Consider the following 17,287-nt stretch of genomic DNA (forward strand, 5'->3'; position numbering starts at 1 on the left):
TCATTTTTCCGGCACATATTGCCCGATCTGGATAGGTCCATTCCAGAACTTGCAATAGTGGTGGCGCGGCGGCGCCGGACCCGCTTGCATCGTGCCGGCATCGGTCGGCGATGGATGCGAAGCGAGGTAAGGCGTCGCGTTACGGCTCTCGCTGCATCGTCCGTCGCACCCGCGCCACGAGCCCCGCCAGCGCGTCGGCCGGCTCGGTCGTGCCGAAACGCCGTTCGGTCGCGCCCGCTTCGACGTCGATGTGGCCGGCGTTGTGCGCGTCGTAAAGATCGGTGATCAGGCGCGCATGCAGTTCGCTGAGTCCCGCGCGCAACAGCGTCGGCGCCCACGCGTCGCGCGGCAGTTCGCGCGCGACGATCGGGCGGCCCGCCGCTTCGGCCAACGCGGCCGCGATATCGGTGACGCTGACGCGCCGCGGCCCTTCGACGTTGACGACGCGCGGCCCGCCGTCGTGCTCGCTGTCGAGCAGCAGTTCCGCCGCGACGACACCGACGTCCGGCGCCGAGACCGCCGGAAACAGCTTGCCGACCGGATGATGGAGGCTCGGCAGCACGCCGGTCGCGAGCGCGGTCGGCAGCATCCGCATCCAGTTCTGCAGATGCTCGGCGGAGCGCAGCAGTGTCACGTGCGTGTCGATCGGCCTGAGCCGTTCCTCGAGGTCGTGAAACAGGCGCGTGATCCCCGTGTTCGACGCCAGCTCCGCGCCGTAATCCGACAGCTCGAGCAGCACGGGCGGCGGATTCGCGGCGAGCGCCGCGGCCGCGACGTCGATCATGCGCCGCATCGTCGTTGCGGGATCCTCATCGTTTGCGGGCACCGGACACAGCATCTGCACGCCGTGCGCGCCGTCGATCGCCGCTGCGACCGAGCGTGTGTCGGTCAGGTCAGCGAGCACGACTTCGCACCCCAGATGTTCGAGCCGCTCGCGATGGCGCGCGTCGCGCACCACCGCGCGCACGGGATGGCCAGCGTTGCGCAACGCAGCAGCCGTGGCACGGCCAACGTTGCCTGATGCTCCGAATATCACGAACACGATGCGCTCCTGTCGGGTCGATGTGTGGTGATTATCGACACTCGCGGCCGGTCCGGCGCGCAGGTCCGGATGAGATGAGCATGCAAGGATGACGCGATCGGCGGTGGCGTTACCGACCGGATGCCGGCCGAACGCCAAGCGCATGCAAGAGGGCAATGTCCCATGCGCGACACATGTGGCGTGCCGATCGGCCCGCCTCGCGAGTCGCTCCCGGAAACGAGTCGTTCAGGCGACGGGAACGTGGCGGTCGTCATCGGCGACACGCGACGCCGGATGCGGCGACTGCGCGGCGGCTCGCGCGATCTCGCTCGGCGTCGCGCCGAGCAGGCGGTTCATCCAGTTCGCCATGTGGCTCGGATGCGCGAACCCCGCTTCGAGCGCGACCTGGCTGATGCTGAGCCGGCCTTCGAGCAGCAGCGCCTTCGCGCGCTCGACACGGCGCTGCACGATGTACTGATGCACGGGCATCCCGAGCGTCTCGCGAAACAGCACCTTGAAATGCGGCACGCTGATCGCCGTGAGCGCGGCGAGTTCCGCCAGCGTCAGACGCTGGTCGAGATGGCCCTCGATGTAGTCGATCACGCGCGCGGCCGTGTTCGGTGCAAGCGCGTGCCGCCGACCGCGGAACGACGGCGCGGCGTCGACGAGCCGCACGATCAGCGCGGTGCACAGGCTTTCCGCGTAGAGCGGGTCCGACGCGTCGTCCGCTTCGAGCTCGGCGGCCAGCGCCCACGCGATGTGCTGCAGGCGCGGATCGCGCACCTGCATGCGCCGGCGGATCTGCGCCTGCGACGGCTTCAGTTCGAGCTGGTCGAACGTCGCGCGCGCGAATGCGTCGCTGAACGTAATGCGCAGGATCCGGCAATCGGATGCGTCGGTCCACCGGCCAGGCAGGCCGGCCGGGATCACGTCGGCGTCACCGTGCGCCTGGATGCGCGTATAGCGATGGCCGTCGCACGCGCAGTCCGCGCGAGTCGGCGCGCCGACATGCACGCCAACCCGGTGCTCGTCGGCCGCCGGGATCCGGTAGGTGCCCGCCTGGATGCCGAGCAGCGCCGCACTGAAGCCTTGCCAGCCGAGCCCGGCGCTGGAACGCAGGCTGACCGGCACGCCGTGCGCAAGGGTCGCATCGTTCATCGCACCCTCATGTCAAGTCGCGAATCGAATGCGCATTGTGCCGCCATTCCGGCGCGCACGCTCGTCGCCGGACGTGCGTCGGCCGGTCATGCGAAAACGATCATCCGTTTCTGTTCGCGGCGATCCATGCGTGCGCGTCGGCATGCGCGCCGCCCGTTACGATCGGCGCATATCGCATTCATCGGAGCGTGCCATGCTCGATTGCCGTTCGCGGCGCACGGCGTTCGCCGCACCGCTGCGCCCGCCATCGCGTGATCAATCGAATGCCGGTTCCACCGGCGTCCGCGCGACTTTCGCCGCGATCGCCATGCTGACGCTCGGCCTCGTCGGCTGGTACCGGATCGAGCGGTTGCTCGCGTCGATTCCGGACAGCAACGACGACTTCGGGATCGTTTGACCGGCGCGCAGCGAAGCGGGAACGTCCGGGCGCCACGTCATCGTGCGCGGGCGAGGATCGCGTGTTGCGCTGGCGCACCCGACCAGCAGCGGCGCACCCAGGTGCCCGCGGCGACGCGGTACTACGCGCCGCCCAACGATTTCCTGCGCGCGGCCAATTCATGCGCAGGCGCCGCTCTCTTGCCCCGGCGTCGCGACGCGGCCTCCTTCGTCGCGTCCGGCGGATCGAAGCATTCCATCTTCACACACCGCCCCTCGGCCCATTCGGCGTCCAGCGTCGCGCGGATCGCCTGCAACTCCGCGCGCTGCCCATCCAGTTTTGCGCGCAGTGCGTCGATCTCGCGCAGCCGCTCGTCGAGGCGCGCGAGCAGCCCGTCCTTCGAGAATGCGTTCATTTCCTCGGCAACGGCTCGCATTTCGTCGAGCGAAAAACCGAGCCGCTGCGCGAGCGAGATCATCTGTAGCCGCTCGACCGCCGCGTCGTCGTAGATCCGGTAACCGTTCTGGCCGCGGCCGGCCGGCGGCAACAGGCCGCTCTGTTCGTAAAAGCGGATCGCGGACGTGCTCATGCCGGTCCGGGCAGCCAGTTCTCCGATTTTCATGATGCTTGACCTTCAAGTGGACTTGAAACTTAGTATAGACCGATCGCATATGCCGAACGGGTCCTCCGATGACGACTTCCTTGTTTGCTCCGCTGACGCTGCCGAATGGCGGCACCCTGCCCAACCGCATCGCGAAGGCCGCGATGGAGGAAAACATGGCCGATCCCGGCCAATTGCCCGGCGACGCGCTGCTGCGCCTGTATGCCGCGTGGGGGCGCCGGCGGCGCCGGCCTGCTGATCACCGGGAACGTGATGATCGACGGCCGCGCGCTGACGGGCCCGGGCGGCGTCGTGCTCGAACGGAACACGCCGCTCGAGCCGTTCCGCGCGCGGGCCGACGCCGCCCGCCGCCACGGCGCGCGCGTGTGGATGCAGATCAACCATCCGGGCCGGCAGGTGATGGACGCGATGGGTCGCGACGGGTGGGCGCCGTCCGCCGTGCCGCTCGATCTCGGCAAGCACAGCAAGCTGTTCGCCGCGCCGCGCGAGATGACGGCGGGCGAGATCTGCGAGGTGATCGAGCGCTTCGCCGACACGGCCGCCGCCGCGCAGGCGGCCGGGTTCGACGGCGTGCAGATCCATGCGGCGCACGGCTACCTGATCTCGCAGTTCCTGTCGCCGTTGACCAATCGGCGCCAGGACGACTGGGGCGGTTCGCTGGAAAACCGCGCGCGGCTGCTGATGTCGGTCGTGCGCGCGGTTCGCGCGCGCGTCGGCGCCACGTTCAGCGTCGGGGTCAAGCTCAATTCCGCGGACTTCCAGCGCGGCGGGTTTTCCGAGGACGACGCGAAGCAGATCGTGCTGTGGCTCAACGACCAGGCCGTCGATCTCGTCGAGCTGTCCGGCGGCAGCTACGAGAGCCCGGCGATGCAGGGCCACACCGCGGATGGCCGCACGCTCGCGCGCGAAGCCTATTTCCTGACGTTCGCACGCGACATCGCGGCAATCGCCAGGATGCCGGTCATGACGACGGGCGGCATCCGCCGCCAGCCGGTCGCCGAAACGGTGCTCGGGGAAGGCGTCGCGGTGGTCGGCATGGCGACCGCGCTCGCGTGCATTCCGGACCTGCCGAATCGCTGGCGCGACGGCCAGGCGGTCGACGCGCCCGGCGTGCACGTCGGGTGGCGCGACAAGGCGGCCGCCGGGCTGGCCACGATGGCGCTCGTGAAGCGCCGCCTGCGCGCGATCGCGGCGGGACGCCGCCCCGCGCGCCACTACTCGCCGGTCCTGACGCTCGTGCTCGACCAGCTTCAGATGCGCCAGCTGACGCGCCGGTATCGCCAGTGGAATCCTGCGCGCGCGTGATGGGGAGACGGCTCGCGAGAACGTGACGCCAGCGACACACGACGCCGGAACCGATCGAGGCGCGACGGCTCGATCGCCCGTGCAGGACGAGATCGACGATGATCGCGCTCCGCCCAAGCGTCAATGGCCCGCCGGCTGCGCGACGTGTTCGTCCGTCGCGTCGTGCGCAAGCGAACGGGCGAAGCGGTGCTGATACTCGCGCGGCGACAGCCCGGTCATGCGCTTGAACAACTGCCGGAAGGTGCCGAGATCGTCGTATCCGACCTGCTCGCACACCGCTTCGACGCGATGGACGCCCGATTCCAGCAGACGCTTCGCGACCTCGACGCGCAGCCGCTGCAGATAGCCGAGCGGCGCATCGCCGACGGCCTGCCTGAAACGCCGGTTGAGCGTCCGCTCGCTGACCGCAAGGTAGGCGGCGAGGTCCGCCAGCCGGAATCGCTGCCGGAGCGTCGCCTCCATCCGGCGCTGCGCGCGTGCGACGAGCGGATCGGTGTGTCCGTGATCGTCGACGAGCGACGCATATGACGCCTGCGATGCGCGCCCCGCATCGATCAGCAGCGTCTTCGCGACGAGCGCCGCGAGCCGCGCGTCGGTCAGCCGCTCGACCACTCGCACCGCCATGTCCAGATAGGACGTCACCGCACCGCCGCACAGGATGCCACTCTGCTCCGTGAGCACTTCATGCGCGCGCAATTCGACCAACGGATAACGCCGCCGGAAATCCGGCGCCCGCGACCAGTGCGTCGTCGCGATCCGGTCGTCGAGCAGCCCCGCCTCGGCAAGCAGGTAGCTGCCCGTGCAATACGACGCGAGCAGCGCGCCAGCGTCGTGCTGGCGGCGCAGCGCGGCAGACAGCGTGTCCACCAGTTCGCGGCGGGCGAGAAATGCGTCCATGTCCGCGACGAACGGCGCGGTCACGAGAATCGCATCGGCGCGCTTGCGCACGTCGATGCGCCCGTCCACCGCGATCGCCTGTCCGGAGGCCGCGCGCACGGGTTGCCCGTCGACGGATTCCACGCGCCACGCGAGCGTCGGCGCGCACGGCTGCCCCGGCGCCGCGCGGCCGGCGCCGAGACGGTTCGCCGCGTTGAACACGTCGATCGGCCCGGCAACGCCTGACGCCAGAATCCCGTCGTAGACCCAGATACGGATAGTCGCCATGTTGTCCGTTTTTCCATCAGGAATGGCGATCCTGCCACTCGTCGATGCGTGTCGCAAGCCCGATCATCGGGCTGTCCCAACCACCGAAGAAGGAAGATTGCCATGCCGATGATCGACGCAACGATTCCGGAGCACGCGCTGTCCGCCGAAGCCGAAGCGCGGCTGCTCAAGGAAATGACCGACATCCTGTTGCGGGCCGAAGGCTTCGACCCGGCCAACGAGATCGCACAGAGCGTCTCCGTGGTCTTTCTGCATCGCCCCGCCGGAACGTGGGTGGGCGGCGAGCGCTCCGCGAAGCCGCGCTACCGGATCGTGCCGACCGTGCCCGAGGGGCAATACACCGACGCGGCGCGGGAGACGCTCGTCCGAGAGATCACCGCGGCCGTCGTGCGGGCCGAAGGCGGCACACACGACGACGTTGCGCCGCGCGTCTGGGTGTTTCCGACGGAAATGCCGGACGGCCAGTGGGGCAGCCGCGGCGTGATTCGCCGGCTGCCCGACATCCAGGCATTCATCGCCGGCGAGCACGAGCGGCAGACAGGCGCGGAACGGGTCGCGCGGCGGCGGCGCGAGCACGCGCGCGTCGTGCTGGGAAGCGCGCTCGACGCGATCGTGCAGGACCGCTGAGCGGCGGCGCGGTTCGGCGCGGACGGGATATCAAACGTCCACGTCGCCCGCCGCCAGCACGCGGCCGAAATGCGCGTCCAGCAGCTTCATCACGGTTTGCGTCTTCGCCGGAAGCGGCCGCACGGCCGGACACAGCGCATGCAGCTCGAAGCCGGGAACGGTATGCCCGGGCAACAACCTGACGAGCTGCCCGGTCGCCAGCGCGTCGCGGCACACGGGCTCCTGAAGCACGCCGATGCCCGCGCCGCCGACCAGCAGCTCATAGGCAGGCCGCCAGTGGCTCGTGCTGACGACGATGCTGATCGGCGCGGGCCGCGCCGGTTTCGATCCGTTCGCGAACCGCAGCTGCCCGTCGCCGAAGAGTCCCGCGACGCGAACGAACGGGTGGACGGCGAGCTCGGCCGGCTTGTCCGGCAAGCCGTGCGCGTCGATGTAGGCCGGCGCCGCGACCAGCACGCGGCGCACATGGCCGAGCCGGCGCGCGACGAAGTTGCCATCTCCGAGCTGGCCAAGCCGCAGCGAGATGTCCACGCCCTCGGTCACCGGGTCGGTGATCGCATCGTTCAGCACGAGGTCGACCTGCAGCTGCGGATGACGTTCGCGCGCGGCCGCCAGCACGCCGGGCAGCACGACCTCGCCGATCCCGTGCGGCGCGGCGATCCGGATACGTCCGCGCACGGCGTTGGCGCCGAGCGTCACCGCGGCCTGCGCGTCGTCGGCCGCGTCGAGGACGGTCTTGCTCTTCTGATAGAACAGCGCGCCTTCGTCCGTGCACGACACCGCGCGCGTGCTGCGCAGGAGCAGCCTGACGCCGAGATGCCGCTCGAGCCGCTCGATGCGGTCGCTCACCGCAGGCTGGCCGAGGCCGAGATCCTTCGCGGCGCGCGACAGGTTCCCGCGTTCGACGACTCGCACGAAGATGCGCATCGCGGCAAGCAGATCCATGGGTTCCCCGGTGTTGACACGTGTCGAAGCGTAACAGGCGACGCAAACGCGCGCCAATCTCAGACACGTACGCCAACCCGCACCACCGGCGCCGCCCACACGCGGCCGTACGCGATCATCACGAGGAAGCTCAGCACGAAGCTCAGGCCGCCCGTCATCAGCAGGCCGAGTTCGCCAAGCACCGGCAGCAGGTTGGTGAGGAACCCCGTCACCACCCAGGCGATCGCCATCACCGAGCCGGCGACGCCGAGCGCCCATCCCTGGCGGTCCTCGGTAACCGCGTCCGAGTACGCCGTGTACATCGTCGTATAGGCGACCATGTCGAAGCAGCCGACCAGCATCGCGAGCACCCACAGCGCGCCTTCATGCGGGAACAGCGCGGACAGCACCTGCCCGATGCCGGCGACGACGAGGCCGGCCTTCGCGATATCGACGACGCCCCACACCTTCAGCATCAGCCGGACGACGACCACGAGCCCGAACACGAAGCTGACGCCGATCAGCCCGCTGAACAGGCCGAGCTGCGCACTCGTGTACTGGAAGCGCGTCTGCAATACCAGCATGATCGTCTGCAGGTACAGGCCGTAGCCGACCTGCATCAGGAAGAACACGGCCGACAGGCACGCGACGCGTGCATGCGTGCCGGCCTCGAAGATGATCCGCACGGGCAGCAGCAGATCGATCCGCGCGCCGCCGGCGGGCGCGGCCGCGTCGCGGTAGCAGCGCAGCGTCCAGAGCCCGCAGGCGACCGACAGCGCAGCGACCAGCAGGAACGGCGTGCCGTAGTTGAAGAACGGCGCGAGGGTCCGGTCCGACGTGACGCCGCCGAGCACGGGGCCGACGATCACGCCCGCGCTGAATGCGACCGACATGATGCTCATGTTGTACGCCTTGTTCTCCGGCGTGCTCAGGTCGGCGATCGCGGCCTGCGCGATCCCCTGGCAGCCGGCCATCAGGCCGCTCAGCCCGCGCCCGACGAGCAGCAGCGCGATGCTCGGCAGCAGCGCGCCGAGCGCCATCAGCAGGTAGCCGAGCGCGAGGCCGAACACGCACAGCAGCAGGATCCTGCGGCGGCCATAGGCGTCGGACAGCTCGCCCATCAGCGACGAACCGAAGAACATGAAGAACGGATAGATGCCGTACCCGAGACCGAGATAGAAGTTGCGCAGGTGCGCGGGCACGCCGGCGCCGATGACGCCCGAATGCGGATCGGAAAAGATCGCCGCCATGATCGGATAGACGAGCCCGAATCCCATCGCATCGATCGCGATCGCAAGCAGGCAGGGGCCCAGCAGTTTCAGGTTGAGCTTGGACATGTGTGGCCTCGGCATTGAGATGGGCGTAACGGTAGCCGGAGGCCACTGCCGCGAGTAGGCACGCGGCAGCGATCTGAGTCATCGAAAAAACTGATGACTGACGAACGGAGCGGGTTGGGTGTCCATCACTTGCGCCGCCGCTCGTGCGACGCGGTCGTCGCGCCGTCGATCACCGGCGCGCCCTGCTTGATCAGGAAATCGCGGAACAGCGCGGTCACCTGCGAGATCCGCCGGTCGGCAAGCGTCACCACGTACCACTCCCGTTCGATCGGGTTGCCTGGAAACGGCAGTTGCCCCAGCAGCCCGGTGCGCAATTCGAGCGCGCACGCATGCAGCGACAGGAACGCGATGCCGAGCCCCGCCTCGGCCATCTGCTTGATCGCCTCGTTGCTCGACAGTTCGGATCCCACATGAAACTTGTGTCCCGACGCCTTGAACAGGCTCTCGACGGTCGAGCGCGTGCCGGCACCGCGCTCGCGAACCAGCAGGTGCGCCGATTCGAGATCCTTCAGCGCGACGCGCTTGCGCTGCATCAGCGGATGGCCGGGCGCCGCGACGAACACCATCGGATGCTTCGCGAACTCGACCGCATGCGTGCGCAACTCCTTAGGCGCGCTGCCCATCACCGCGAGATCGATTTCATGCGTCGCGAGCATCCGGATGATGTCGTCGCGGTTGCCGACCTTGAAGTACGTCTTCACGTGCGGGCGCGTCGCCGTGAATTTGACGAGCAGCGGCGGAATCAGGTACTCGGCCGTCGTGATCGCGCCGATCCGCAGCGTGCCGCCGAGATCGCCCGTCAACGCCGCCACTTCGTCGCCTGCCTCGCTCCACAAATACAGGATCTCGCGCGCATAGCGGGCGACGATCTCGCCGCCCGCGGTCAGCTGCACGCCGCGCCCCACCCGCTGCAGCAGCGCCGCGCCGACGGCCTCCTCGAGCAGGCGGATCTGCAGCGACACGGCGGGCTGCGTCAGGTTCAGCTCCTCCGCCGCGCGCGACACGCTGCCAAGCCGCGCGATCATGTCCAGCGCCTTCAGTTGCCGGAACGTCGCCGTCTTACCTATTAGTGAATACATATGAGTCGCCTATAAACATTAAATTGTCTTAGCGGATGCGAAACTATATCGTCGTATCTCGAAATCTGTCATCTGCAGCATCTAGCCTGGAGCACAAGCATGGACACGAACCCGTTCACCCTTGGCACGGATCGCGCGACGCGCGTGCCGTGCATCGTGATCGTCGGCGGCGGCGCCGGCGGCCTGCAACTGGCGACGCGTCTCGGCGACACCGTCGGACGGCGCGGCATGGCGGAGATCGTGCTGGTCGATCGTTCGCCGACGCATTTCTGGAAGCCGCTGCTGCACGAGGCCGCGTCCGGCCATCGCGACCCGGCCTCGCACACGATCGAGTATGCGGCGCAGGCGAAGCGGCATGGCTTCCGGTTCGTGCAGGGCGAGCTGCAACGTGTCGACCGGGCACGGCGCACCACGACGATCGCCGCCGTGCTCGACGCGGACGGCACGGAAATCCTGCCGCAGCGCGACGTGCATTACGACGATCTCGTGCTCGCGGTCGGCAGCGTGACGAACTTCTTCAACGTGCCGGGCGCCGCGCGTCACGCGCTGCCGCTCGAGAACGTCGAGCAGGCCGAGGATTTCCGCCGCAAGTTCCTCGCGGCCTGCACGAAGGCCAACCATCTGGCGGAGCAGCAGCCGGAACAGCAACCGATTGAGCAGCCGATTCAGCGCCCGCAGCCGATCTGCATCAACGTGATCGGCGCCGGTGCGACCGGCGTGGAGCTCGCGGCCGCGCTCAGGCATGCGATCAACCAGTTGACGACGTACCGGTTCAAGGCGCTGGTGCCGGACCGCGACGTATGCATCCGGCTGATCGAAGGCGGCCCGCGCGTGCTGCCGGCGCTCGACGAGCGGCTCTCCGCGCGGATGCAGACGCAGCTGCGGCAACTGCACGTCGACGTGCTGACCGGCACACGCGTCGCGGAAGTCGCGCATGACGCAGTGGTGACCGCCACCGGCGAACGTCTCGCGAGCGACATCACGATCTGGGCCGCGGGCGTCGCGGGCCCCGCGTTCCTGCGGCAGCTCGGCGACATCGCGCTCAATCGGGCGAACCAGGTGATCGTCACCGATACGCTGCAGACGCCGGACGATCCGCACGTGTTCGCGTTCGGCGACTGTGCGGCGTGCCCGTCCGCGGGCGCGCAAGGCTTCCTGCCGCCACGTGCGCAGGTCGCTTACCAGCAGGCCGTGTATCTCGGCCATGCGTTCGCGCGGCGGCTGGCCGGCAAGCCGGTCGACGGCTTCACGTTCCGCGATGCGGGCACCGTCGTGTCGCTCGGCCAGGCGGGTGCGGTGTTCCAGGCGGAGCTCGGCGTGCGCTCGCGCTCGCTGATCGTCGACGGGCTGGCCGCGATCGGGTTGTACAAGTTCCTGTATCGCAAGCACCTGTTCAGCGTGTACGGCGCGAAGCGCACGCTGCTCCAGGCACTGAGCCACTGGCTGCAAAGCCGCAACCAGCCTTCGATCAAGCTGCATTGACGAGCGGAACGAAGCGGCACCCGTATCGGGCAACGGTTGCCCGATACGCGATACGCGATTCATGCGTGTCCGGAAGATGGTCGATGCGATCGTTGCATTCAGTGAAACACCGATCTGGTGCGCAGATTTCATGAATCGCGCGAATGCACGACAGTCGTGCGTTTGCACCACCACCGTGCAGAAAGATGTATAAGCCCGATCCTATGAGTCGGCTAAAAAGATTAATTAGTCCTGTAATCCATTCAAACGATAAGGTATGGCATTCCCGTCAGCGAACGGATCGTTACGTCTTCCGGAGAGGAGCATCACCGTGGTCATCGAAGCCATCGTTACACGACTCGACGCAGCGTTTGAACAGATCGAAGCGACACCGGACTCGCGGGAATCGCAGCATCAGCGCGATGCGATCATCGAGTGGCTCGACAGCGCATCCGCCGAAGGCTACCGTCTCGGCCTCGTGACGACCTTGCCGGCGTCGCGGCTCAGCGCAATGTTCGAAGGCCAGTTCGGCCTCGCGAACCTCGACCGTTTCTCCGTCGTCGTGACCGACGCGCATCAGCCGTCCGTCGCCGCGAGCCAGCATCCGTTCGATGTCGCACTGCACGCACTCGGCGTGCCGCGCGAATGCGCGGCAGTCGTCGCGAGCAGCGAGCCCGAGCGCCGCGAGGCCGAAGTCTACGGGATGTCGCGCAGCGTCCGGATCGCCGACGTCGCACGTTCGGCCGCGCCGCTCGGTCATTGCTGAAGCCACGCGTGGCCGTGCCGCCGTGCCGCCGTGCATCACGCGGCGCGCGCCGCCGCCGTCGTCAGCACGATCTTGCCGATGTGCGTGCCGGAATCCATCAACGCATGCGCGCCGCGCGCATCGTTGAGTTCGAAGGTCCGATAGATCAGCGGCTTCACCGCGCCACTGCGAATGTGCGGCCACACCGACCGTTCGAGATCGTCGATCAGTTGTGCCTTCTCCTCGTGCGTCCGCGAACGCAGCGTCGAGCCGATATGCGTGAGGCGCTTCGTCAGCATCGGGAACAGATCGAGCTCTTTCGCAGGCCCCTTGATCACGCCGATCTGCACGATGCGCCCGTTCATCGCGGCAGCCGCGTAATTCCGCGCGACGTAATCGCCGGCGACGATGTCGACGACCACATCGACGCCGCGCCCGTCCGTCGCGCGCTTCGCTGCTTCGACGAAATCCTCGTGCCGGTAGTCGACCGCGACGTCGGCGCCGAGTGCGAGACTCGCGGCGCGCTGCGCGTCGGAACTGATCGTCGTGACGATCTTCGATGCGCCGAACGCCTTCGCGAGCATCGTCGCCGTGGTGCCGATCCCGGACGCACCGCCGTGAATCAGCACGCTGTCGCCCGCTGCAAATTTGCCGCGCTGGAACAGGTTCAGCCACACCGTCAGGAACGTTTCGGGCAGCGCAGCCGCTTCGACCATCGACAGCCCTTCGGGAATCGCGAGCGTGTTGGTCTCGTGCGCAACCGCGTATTCCGCGTAGCCGCCGCCCGTGATCAGCGCGCAGACGCGATCGCCGATAGCGAAGCGCGTCACGTCGCGGCCGAGCGCGACGACTTCGCCGGCCACTTCGAGGCCCGGAATGTCGGAAGCGCCCGGCGGCGGATCGTACAGGCCCTTGCGCTGCAGCGTGTCGGGGCCGTTCACGCCGGCCGCGTGAACGCGGATCAGCACCTCGCCGGCGGCAGGCGCGGGAGTCGGCCGCGTCGCCGGCACGAGCACGTCGGGGCCGCCCGGCCGTGCGATCTCGATCGCGGTCATCGCCGCGGGAACAGTTTGCGTGGTATGTGACACGGCTTCATCCTTTTCGACATGCCGGATGCGCTGCGACGCCGGGCAACTCGCCGGCTCGCCGCATCGGGTAGAGAAAAGTGTAGGGATGCGGCGCGCGCTTGACACGCAGCGAATTGCCGAACGTATGATGCAGAATTGCATCATGCCGGAGGCACCATGAACTGGGACGACGCGCGCATCTTCGTCGCGCTCCATCGGGAAAAGACCTTGCGCGGTGCCGCACGCGCGCTCGACATCGACCAGGCGACGGTCGGCCGCCGGCTCGCCGCGCTCGAGCATGCGCTCGGCGCGACGCTGTTCCTGCGCACGTCGAAGGGTTATGAGCTGACGCCCGTCGGCCGCATCGCGATCCGCGCCGCCGAGGCGATGGAGCAGTCCGCGCACGATCTCGTGCGCCACACGCAAGGCGTCGACAAGCGGCTCGCCGGCGAAGTGAAGATCACGACGACGGACGCGCTCGCGCTCGAATTCGTGATGCCGGCCATCGAGCGCGTGCACGCGAAGCATCCGGACGTGTCGGTGGTGCTCGACACGTCGACGCAGATCCTCAATCTCGCGAAGCGCGAGGCCGACATCGCGATCCGCACCGTCAAGCCCGCCAATCCGGATCTGCTCGCGCGCCGTGTCGCGCAATGGGAAGTCGGGCTGTACGCGTCCCCCGACTACCTGCGGCATCGCGGCGAGCCGGTGCCGGGCGAGCGGTTCGCCGGCCACGATCTCGCCGTCTACCAGCCGCACATCGCGGCAGCCCGCGCGCCCGCATTCGTCGGCGAGCCGCTGACCAACGGCCGCATCGTCGCGCGCCTGAATGCGAACCTGACGCTGCGCGCGGCGCTCAAGGCCGGGTTCGGCATCGGCCAGCTGCCGGTGCCGATGGGCGAACGCGACGGGCTCGTGCGAATCTGGCCCGATCGGTCGGGCGACGTTTCGTATGACATATGGCTCGTCACGCACCAGGACCTGCGCCACACCGCGCGCATCCGCGTGACGATCGATGCGATCGTGTCGGCGTTCGGGGGCTGACCGGCGCAACGCGCGACGCGCACGCCACCACGATCGGAACCCGTTGAAACGGCGATTGTCTATACATCTATCGCCCTTTTTCAAGGGGATTCCAAATGGCTGCCATGGAAACCGGGGCATCGCCCCTCTCGGACGAGGAGGCGCGGCGCCAGTTGCGGCGCGCCGTCATCGCCAGCACGGTCGGCACGACGATCGAATGGTATGACTTCTTCCTCTACAGCACCGTGACCGGTCTGGTCTTCGCGAAGCTGTACTTCCCCCAATCCCACCCGCTGGTCGGTACGCTGCAGGCGTTCCTGATCTATGCGGTCGGCTTTGTCGCGCGGCCGGTCGGTGCGGCGATCTTCGGCCACTATGGCGACCGCATCGGACGCAAGGCCACGCTGATCGTGACGCTGCTGCTGATGGGGCTCGCGACGTTCGCCGTCGCGTTCGTCCCGACCTATGCGGTGATCGGCATCTGGGGCGCGGTCGCGCTCACGGTGCTGCGCTTCATCCAGGGCGTCGGTGTCGGCGGCGAATGGGGCGGCTCGGTGCTGATGTCGATGGAATGGGCGCGCACCAACGCGCATCGCGGCTTCGTTGCGTCGTGGCCGCAGTTCGGCGTGCCGGCCGGGCTATTCCTCGCGAACCTCGCCGTGCTGGCCGTCAGCTGGATCGCCGGCAACAGCTTCCTCACGTGGGGCTGGCGCGTGCCGTTCGTCCTCAGCATCGTGCTGGTCGCGATCGGCCTCTACATCCGGCTGAACATTCTCGAGACGCCGATCTTCGCGAAGCTGCTCGCCGAGCACCGGATCGAGCGGACGCCAATGCTCGAAGTGCTGCGCCGCCAGCCGAAGGACATCCTGCTGTCGGCATTCGCGCGCATGGCTGAACAGGCGCCGTTCTACATCTACACCGCGTTCGTGTTCACCTATGGCGTCACGGCACTCGGCGTGTCGCGCAACCTGCTGCTCGCGGCGGTGCTTGCCGCGTCGGTCGTGGAGTTCTTCACGATCCCGCTGTTCGGCCACGTGTCCGACCTGATCGGGCGGCGGCGGATGTACATCACCGGCGCGATTGCCGCCGGCCTGTTCGGCTTCGTCTACTTCGGGATGGTCGATACGAAGATCGCGGCGTGGATCTTCATCGCGATCGTGCTGTCGCTGGTGCCGCATTCGATGATGTACGGGCCGCAGGCCGCGCTGATCGCGGAATCCTTCACGGGGCGCCTGCGCTACAGCGGCGCGTCGCTCGGCTACCAGCTCGCGTCGGTGATCGCCGGCGGCCCGGCACCGCTGATCGCGACGGCGCTGTTCGCCTACTACCACTCGGGCTACGCGATCGCGATCTATGTGGCGGTGTGCGCGGTGTTCAGCGTGGTCTCCGCGGCGATGCTCGGTGACTACACCAACAAGGACATCTCGCGGGAATACGACGACATGCGGGGGATCGGCGACAGCGGGCATGCGCCGCCGGTGACATGATGATCTGATCTCACGGCTGGCGACGCGCGAGCCGCGCCGCACCAGCAAAAAGAGCCTGGAAACCGACGTTCCCAGGCCTTGAGGCCATCAACGATGATGATGGTTGTGGAGACAACGTCCTCCCTGCACGCTGCCGCGGCCCTGTCCGCGGCAGCGTGCGACGGGTCTCGTCAGATCGCCCAGCCGCCCAGGTAGAACACGACGAGCACGGCCGCGATGATCACGGTGCCGACGTTGAGCTTGCGGAATTCGCCGCTGGCGATGCGCCCGATCACGAGCGTCGAAAAGCCGAGCATGATGCCCGTCACAATGTTCGCGGTCAGCACGATGAACACCGCGCACACGAGCCCCGACATCGCATCGACCATGTCGTCCATGTGCAGCTTGCTCACGCTGCTCAGCATCAGCAGGCCGACGTACATCAGCGCGGGCGCGGTCGCATACGACGGCACGAGCGCCGCGAGCGGCGAGAAAAACATCACGATCAGGAACAGCAGGCCGACCACCGCGGCGGCGAGGCCCGTCTTCGCGCCGGCGGCCACGCCGACGCTCGACTCGATGTAGGCCGCCGCCGGCGCGCCGCCGAGGAAGCCGGAGAAGATCGAGCTGACCGAATCGGCGGTCAGCGCGCGGCCGCCGTTGATGATGCGGCCGTTCTCGTCGAGCTGGCCCGCCTGCCCCGCGACTGCGCGGATCGTGCCGGTCGCGTCGAACACGGCCGTCATCACGAGCGCCAGCACGCTCGGCAGCACGGCCATCGACAGCGCGCCCTTGAGGTCCATCGCGCCGATCAGCGACGCATGCCCCGGCGCGCTCAGCGACGGCAGCGCGAAGATGCCGTGGTACTTCACGTCCGGATCGAACGCGAGGCCGAACGCCGAGATCGCGATCACGACGAGCAGGATCCCGCCCGGCACGCGGCGCTTTTCCAGCCCGAAGATCGCCGCGAGGCCGATCACCGACATGATCACCGGCAGCGCGGTGACGTGGCCGAGCGTCACCGGCAGGCCGGCGCCCGGGTTCTTGATCACGAGGCCGACATCGTTCGACGCGATCAGCAGCAGGAACAGGCCGATGCCGATCCCCGTGCCGTGCGCGACGCCCGCGGGCAGGTTGCGCAGGATCCACGAGCGCACGCCGGTGACGGAAATGCCGGTGAACACGAGCCCCATCAGGAACACGGCGCCGAGCGCGACCGTCGGCGACAGCCCCTTGCCGAGCACGAGGCCGAATGCGGTGAATGCGGTCAGCGAAATCGCGCAGCCGATCGCGATCGGCAGCTTCGCCCACAGGCCCATCAGCAGCGAGCCGAAGGCCGTCGTCAGGCAGACGGCGACGAACACGGCGCTCGTGTCGAAACCGGCCTTGCCGAACATGCCGGGCACGACGAACACCGAATAGACCATCGCCAGGAAGGTGGTGATACCCGCGACGACTTCCCGGCGCTGCGTGCTGCCGCGCAGGGAAATCCCGAAATATCGATCGATGGCGCCCTTGGCGCCGAACTCCGCTTCCGCGCCGACGCCGGCGACCGGCTGCACCGGGGTATCACTCATGAGCTTGCTCCTTTATCAGCATGCTGAAACGGCCGCGCGCGGCCGTCATCAGGTTTGTCTCGTCTCTTGACAGGCTTGTCGGCAACGTCGGAAGGACGGGCGAGCCGCGATGCGTCTCGTCGATTCGCGAAGCGCGGGCCGTCTTGTTTTGCGCGATATCGTGCGCTCTGTATCAGCCCGGCCATTCGAATCTTGCCGAAGCGAAGGGTAGGCGAACAGAACATCGCATCCCATTGGGCCGTCGGCATGCAGCGCATGTCATAGCGCTTATATCGGCGTGGAACCGGGCTTTTTCGCCGCCGACCGCGTGTATACGCCTAGTCCGGTTCCGTTAA

15 protein-coding genes and 1 pseudogene are annotated in these 17,287 nt (G+C 67.9%); 7 read left to right on the forward strand and 9 right to left on the reverse strand.

Translation table 11 applies throughout. The annotated features are described in order from the left end of the window. Positions 1-139: 139 nt before the first annotated feature. Both DID96_RS12990 and DID96_RS12995 read right to left on the reverse strand, forming a co-directional pair. On the reverse strand, positions 140-1,042 hold the full coding sequence (locus DID96_RS12990; protein WP_185732240.1) for an NAD(P)H-binding protein: 903 nt from the start codon (positions 1,040-1,042) through the stop codon (positions 140-142). A gap of 225 nt (positions 1,043-1,267) precedes the next feature. Then, positions 1,268-2,179, reverse strand: coding sequence for an AraC family transcriptional regulator (locus DID96_RS12995; protein WP_124599722.1), 912 nt, complete (start codon positions 2,177-2,179; stop codon positions 1,268-1,270). Positions 2,180-2,309: 130 nt separating this feature from the next. Here DID96_RS12995 and DID96_RS13000 point away from each other — a divergent pair, with 130 nt between their 5' ends. Then, on the forward strand, positions 2,310-2,576 hold the full coding sequence (locus DID96_RS13000) for a hypothetical protein (protein ID WP_260463875.1): 267 nt from the start codon (positions 2,310-2,312) through the stop codon (positions 2,574-2,576). A gap of 121 nt (positions 2,577-2,697) precedes the next feature. On the opposite strand, the gene DID96_RS13005 is transcribed toward DID96_RS13000, so the two are convergent. Further along, complete coding sequence (locus DID96_RS13005; RefSeq protein ID WP_124599723.1) at positions 2,698-3,177, reverse strand: MerR family transcriptional regulator; 480 nt, start codon at positions 3,175-3,177, stop codon at positions 2,698-2,700. A gap of 68 nt (positions 3,178-3,245) precedes the next feature. Between DID96_RS13005 and DID96_RS13010 the strand changes: the two are divergent. After that, positions 3,246-4,482 (forward strand): annotated as a pseudogene (locus tag DID96_RS13010) (NADH:flavin oxidoreductase/NADH oxidase family protein). Between the two features lie 120 nt (positions 4,483-4,602). On the opposite strand, the gene DID96_RS13015 reads toward DID96_RS13010, so the two are convergent. Beyond that, positions 4,603-5,646, reverse strand: coding sequence for a GlxA family transcriptional regulator (locus DID96_RS13015; protein ID WP_124599724.1), 1,044 nt, complete (start codon positions 5,644-5,646; stop codon positions 4,603-4,605). 102 nt (positions 5,647-5,748) lie between these two features. Between DID96_RS13015 and DID96_RS13020 the strand changes: the two genes are divergently transcribed. Further along, a complete protein-coding gene (locus DID96_RS13020; RefSeq protein ID WP_124599725.1) occupies positions 5,749-6,273 on the forward strand; it encodes a Tautomerase enzyme in 525 nt (174 codons plus the stop codon). Positions 6,274-6,303: 30 nt separating this feature from the next. Here DID96_RS13020 and DID96_RS13025 read toward each other — a convergent pair whose 3' ends face one another. From DID96_RS13025 to DID96_RS13035, 3 genes are all read right to left on the reverse strand, one after another. Continuing rightward, the gene (locus tag DID96_RS13025) at positions 6,304-7,218 is read right to left on the reverse strand and encodes a LysR family transcriptional regulator (RefSeq protein ID WP_124599726.1); all 915 of its coding nucleotides are present in this window, start codon (positions 7,216-7,218) and stop codon (positions 6,304-6,306) included. 59 nt (positions 7,219-7,277) lie between these two features. Beyond that, complete coding sequence (locus DID96_RS13030; RefSeq protein ID WP_124599727.1) at positions 7,278-8,534, reverse strand: MFS transporter; 1,257 nt, start codon at positions 8,532-8,534, stop codon at positions 7,278-7,280. Positions 8,535-8,659: 125 nt separating this feature from the next. After that, complete coding sequence (locus tag DID96_RS13035) at positions 8,660-9,613, reverse strand: LysR family transcriptional regulator (protein WP_124599728.1); 954 nt, start codon at positions 9,611-9,613, stop codon at positions 8,660-8,662. A gap of 99 nt (positions 9,614-9,712) precedes the next feature. Between DID96_RS13035 and DID96_RS13040 the strand changes: the two genes are divergently transcribed. Together DID96_RS13040 and DID96_RS13045 are read left to right on the forward strand one after the other, a co-directional pair. Next, positions 9,713-11,095 (forward strand): NAD(P)/FAD-dependent oxidoreductase, encoded by a 1,383-nt coding sequence (locus tag DID96_RS13040; protein ID WP_124599729.1) that lies wholly within the window; start codon positions 9,713-9,715, stop codon positions 11,093-11,095. Positions 11,096-11,405: 310 nt separating this feature from the next. Continuing rightward, positions 11,406-11,840, forward strand: a complete 435-nt coding sequence (locus DID96_RS13045) for a phosphatase (protein WP_124599730.1) — start codon at positions 11,406-11,408, stop codon at positions 11,838-11,840. Between the two features lie 35 nt (positions 11,841-11,875). On the opposite strand, the gene DID96_RS13050 is transcribed toward DID96_RS13045, so the two are convergent. Next, entirely contained in the window at positions 11,876-12,874 is a 999-nt protein-coding gene (locus DID96_RS13050; protein ID WP_124599757.1) for an NAD(P)H-quinone oxidoreductase, read from the reverse strand. A 189-nt stretch (positions 12,875-13,063) separates the two neighbouring features. Between DID96_RS13050 and DID96_RS13055 the strand changes: the two genes are divergently transcribed. Beyond that, positions 13,064-13,930, forward strand: coding sequence for a LysR family transcriptional regulator (locus DID96_RS13055; protein WP_124599731.1), 867 nt, complete (start codon positions 13,064-13,066; stop codon positions 13,928-13,930). Positions 13,931-14,025: 95 nt separating this feature from the next. Beyond that, a complete protein-coding gene (locus DID96_RS13060) occupies positions 14,026-15,396 on the forward strand; it encodes an MFS transporter (RefSeq protein WP_124599732.1) in 1,371 nt (456 codons plus the stop codon). A 170-nt stretch (positions 15,397-15,566) separates the two neighbouring features. Here DID96_RS13060 and DID96_RS13065 read toward each other — a convergent pair whose 3' ends face one another. Next, positions 15,567-16,952, reverse strand: coding sequence for an NCS2 family permease (locus DID96_RS13065; protein ID WP_124599733.1), 1,386 nt, complete (start codon positions 16,950-16,952; stop codon positions 15,567-15,569). Positions 16,953-17,287 lie beyond the last annotated feature (335 nt).

The organism is Burkholderia sp. Bp8963 (genome assembly GCF_003854275.1).
Lineage (GTDB): Bacteria > Pseudomonadota > Gammaproteobacteria > Burkholderiales > Burkholderiaceae > Burkholderia.